At 71.4% G+C, this 4,192-nt stretch carries 3 protein-coding genes; all 3 read left to right on the top strand.

Features of this window, described 5'->3' with window-relative positions:
* Positions 1 to 124 precede the first annotated feature (124 nt).
* Complete coding sequence (locus tag RWP81_RS14800) at positions 125 to 1,525, top strand: MFS transporter (protein WP_314457358.1); 1,401 nt, start codon at positions 125 to 127, stop codon at positions 1,523 to 1,525.
* Between the two features lie 5 nt (positions 1,526 to 1,530).
* Positions 1,531 to 3,777: a molybdopterin oxidoreductase family protein gene (locus RWP81_RS14795; RefSeq protein ID WP_399540615.1), complete on the top strand. Its 2,247-nt coding sequence runs from the start codon at positions 1,531 to 1,533 to the stop codon at positions 3,775 to 3,777.
* On the top strand, positions 3,770 to 4,192 hold a 423-nt coding region (locus RWP81_RS14790; RefSeq protein ID WP_314457354.1), incomplete at its 3' end, for an FAD-dependent oxidoreductase. The genes RWP81_RS14795 and RWP81_RS14790, both read left to right, overlap by 8 nt.

Genomic DNA, 4,192 nt, shown 5'->3' with positions numbered 1-4,192 from the left:
AGCCAACCGTTACCTCCCCGCCCCCCGCGGCGCGGTCCTGGGAAACCCCTCCTCCCTACGCTGGCGACCACGCCCCACCCATGCGGGGCGCTGCACCTCCCCACATCGCCTCCCGGAGGAACCCGTGACCGTCACCGACCCGCGCCCCGAAGCCGCAGCGGCGCCGCCCGCCGCAACGACTGCAGGCACACAGAGCGCAGAGCTCGTCCACCGCCCCGGCCGCTGGATCGACAACTGGAACCCCGAGAACGCCACCCAGTGGGCGAAAGAGGGCAAGGCCATCGCCTCCCGCAACCTGCGGTGGTCGATCTTCGCCGAGTTCCTCGGGTTCGTCGTCTGGCAGCTGTGGTCGGTCGTCGTCGTCTCGCTGCCCGCCGCGGGCTTTCAGCTCTCGACGGGTGAGATCTTCTGGCTCATCTCCATGCCGAGCCTGGTGGGCGCGACGCTGCGCATCCCCTATACGTTCATGGTTCCGCGCTTCGGCGGCCGCAACTGGACGATCGTGTCGGCGGGCCTCCTGCTCATCCCCAGCATCGGCCTCGCCATCGCGGTGTCGAACCCCGCGACCCCATTCGGTCTACTCCTCCTCATCGCCGCGTTCGCCGGCTTCGGCGGCGGCAACTTCGCCAGCTCCATGGCGAACATCACCTTCTTCTACCCGGCCGCGCAGAAGGGCTACGCGCTGGGACTCAACGCCGCCGGCGGCAACCTCGGCGCCTCGGTCGCGCAGTTCGTCGTGCCGATCGTCATCACCGTCGGCGCCGCCGCCACCCTCAACCTGCCGCTCGCGGGTCTCATCTGGGTGCCGCTCATCATCGTCGCGATGGTCGGCGCGTACTTCCGCATGGACAACCTCTCCAGCGCCAAGGCCGACATCACGGCATCCCTCGCCGCCCTGAAAGAGCCGCACCTGTGGATCATGGCCGTGCTCTACATCGGCACCTTCGGCTCGTTCATCGGCTTCGCGGGCGTCTTCCCGAAGCTGCTCGCCGACACGTTCCCCGACTTCAAGGGAATCGCGATCGGCACCGCCACCGTCACCCTCGCCTTCATGGGCGCCCTCGTCGGGTCGCTCGCCCGCCCCTACGGCGGAAAGCTCGCCGACCGCTTCGGCGGTACCGTCATCACGATGGGCGCGTTCACGGTGATGGGTCTCGGCATCCTGGGTGTGATCCTCACCCTGCCGATGCAGAACTTCGCCGTCTTCCTGCTGTGCTTCCTGGTGCTGTTCGCCGCCGCGGGCATGGGCAACGGCGCCACTTACCGCATGATCCCGACGATCTTCGCCCTCCGCTCGAACAACGGCATCGGTGCGCAGCGCAAGGCCGCCGCAGCCCTCGGCCTCGTCTCGGCGATCGGCGCGTACGGCGGCTTCTTCATCCCGCAGCTGCTCGGCTTCTCGAAGACGACATTCGGCTCGTACACCCCCGCGCTCGGCTGGTTCGCCCTCGCCTACGTCGCGTTCCTCGCCCTCACCGCCGGCGTCTACCTGCGGATGTCGAAGAAGACCGGCACCCGGATCTGATGACCATGAGCTCCGCCGACACCCACTGCCCCTACTGCGCGCTGCAGTGCGCCATGACCGTGACCCACGACGGGTCCACCACGGTCACGGGCCGCGACTTCCCCACCAACCGGGGAGGGCTCTGCGCCAAGGGCTGGACGTCGGCGGAGCTCCTGGCATCCCCCCAACGACTCCGGATGCCGTTGACCCGGCAGTCCGACGGAACCCTCGCCGAGACCACCTGGGATGAGGCACTGGATGCCGTCGCCGCGGCGTTCCGCGACACGAAGGCCACCCACGGACCCGACGCCAACGCCATCTTCGGCGGCGGCGGACTCACCAACGAGAAGGCGTACCAGCTCGGCAAGTTCGCCCGCGTCGCCCTCGGCACCTCGCGCATCGATTACAACGGCCGGTTCTGCATGTCGTCGGCCGCCGCGGCATCCAATCGGGCCTTCGGCATGGACCGCGGCCTGCCCTTCCCCGTCACCGACCTCGACGACGCGTCGACCATCCTGCTGCTCGGCTCGAACGTCGCCGCGACCATGCCGCCGTTCCTCGCGCACCTCGCCGGAGCCCGCGCCGCCGGCGGACTCATCGTCGTCGACCCGCGCCGCTCGGCCACCGCGCGCCTCACCGAAGACGGCGCCGGCACCCACCTGCAGGCCGCCCCCGGCACCGACCTGCCCCTCCTCCTCGGTCTCACGCACATCGCCCTCGCCGAGGGCCTCGCCGACCAGGCCTATATAGAGGAGCGCACCTCGGGATTCGACGCGGTCCGACGCAGCGTCGCGCAGTGGTGGCCGGAGCGGACTTCTGCGACCACCGGCGTCCCGGTTGCCGACCTGAAAGCGACCGCGCGCCGCCTCGCCGCGGGACGCGCGTACATCCTCACCGGACGCGGCGTCGAACAACACGTCGACGGCACCGCCACCGCCACCGCCGCGATCAACCTCGCCCTCGTGCTCGGCCTCGTCGGCCGCGAAGGCTCGGGCTACGGCACCCTCACCGGCCAGGGCAACGGCCAGGGCGGACGCGAGCACGGCCAGAAGGCCGACCAACTGCCCGGCTACCGCTCCATCCGCGACCCCGAAGCCCGTCGGCACGTCGCCGGAGTCTGGGGCGTCGATCCCGACACGCTTCCGGATGCCGGCATCCCGGCCACCGCACTGCTCGCAGAGCTCGGCGGCCCGGTGAAGACGCTGCTGGTCGCCGGCTCCAACGTCGTCGTCTCGGCCCCCGACGTCGAGGCCGTTCGCGCGAACCTCACCGCCCTCGACACCCTGATCGTCTGCGACTTCTTCCTCTCCGAGACCGCGGAGCTCGCCGACATCGTGCTGCCCGTGCTGCAGTGGGCCGAGGAGGAGGGCACGATGACCTCGCTCGAGGGCCGGGTCATCCGCCGCCGCCGTGCGCTGGCAGGACCGGACGGCGCCCGCAGCGAGCTGTGGATCATGGCGGAGATCGCGGGGCGCCTGGGCGCGGCATCCACCTGGTCGACCGATCCGGCCGAGGTGTTCGACGAGCTCGCGCGCGCGTCGGAGGGCGGCATCGCCGACTACTCGGGCCTCTCGCACGCGCTGCTCGACACCGGCGTCGAAGCGTACTGGCCCTACCGCTCCGAGAGCACGCCGCGCCCCTTCACCCGACGTTTCGCCCACGCCGACGGCCGCGCGCGTCTCGTGCCGGTGGATGCCACTCCCCCGGCGCCCACCGACCGCGGCGGCGACCTCACCCTCGTCACCGGCCGCTACCTGCAGCAGTACCAGTCGGGCACCCAGACCCGCCGCGTCGCCGAGCTGAACGGCGCCCGACCCGAGGCGCGGCTCGAGATCCATCCCGCGACGGCATCACGGCTCGGCATCCGCGAGGGTGCGCTCGTCGCGGTGTCGAACGAGCGCGGCACCGTGCGGGCGCGGGCGAGCGTGACGACCGACATCCGTCACGACACCGTCTTCCTGCCCTTCCACTACGCCGGCGACGAGTGCGCCAACCGCCTCACCGAGGCCCTCGTCGATCCGACCTCGGCGATGCCGGAGTTCAAGCGCACGCGGGTGCGGGTGGCTCCGGATGCCGCTGTGCCCGTCGCCGCGATCGCGGAGCACGGGCCGGTGGTGGTGTCGGAGCATCCGGGCGTCGGGCGTGCGGCGTCTGGAGTCGCGGCCTTGGCGCTGGCGGGCGCCGCGCCCGCGGCATCCACGTCCGCCGGTTCCCTCTTAGCGAGTGAGACGTTCGACCAGCCGGGCATCACCGAGGAGAGAATCCATGTCTGAGCGTGTGGTGCTGGTGGGCTACGGCCCCGTCGGGGCGCGGCTGATCGAAGGACTCCTGCCGGCGGTGCGTGACGGGCGCATCGACCTGACGGTCATCGGCGCCGAGACGCACGACGTCTACAACCGCGTGCTGCTCGCCGAGTACGCCGTCGGGCGCGCTGAGCGCGAGGGCCTCGACATGGGCGACCGACTCGTCGCCGAAGAAGCCGGGGTGACCTTCGTGCTCGGGATGACGGTGGTCGGCGTCGACCGCGACCGCCGCGTGGTGCGGCTGCACGATGGCATCCGGGTTCCGTATGACCGGCTCGTGCTGGCGACCGGGGCGCGCGCGAACGTGCCGACCCTGGCGGGTCTCGAGCGGGCGCAGCGGCATCGCGCGGCCCGGCCGGCGGTTGCGGCGGAACTCGACCACGGG

This window comes from uncultured Microbacterium sp. (assembly GCF_963521695.1).
Classification (GTDB): Bacteria; Actinomycetota; Actinomycetes; order Actinomycetales; family Microbacteriaceae; genus Microbacterium.
This window is presented reverse-complemented; position numbering and strand designations above follow the sequence as displayed.

Excerpts from the sequence above, each read along its gene's own strand:
- RWP81_RS14795 (WP_399540615.1), top strand. The coding sequence starts at position 1,531 with ATGAGCTCCGCCGACACCCACTGCCCCTACTGCGCGCTGCAGTGCGCC.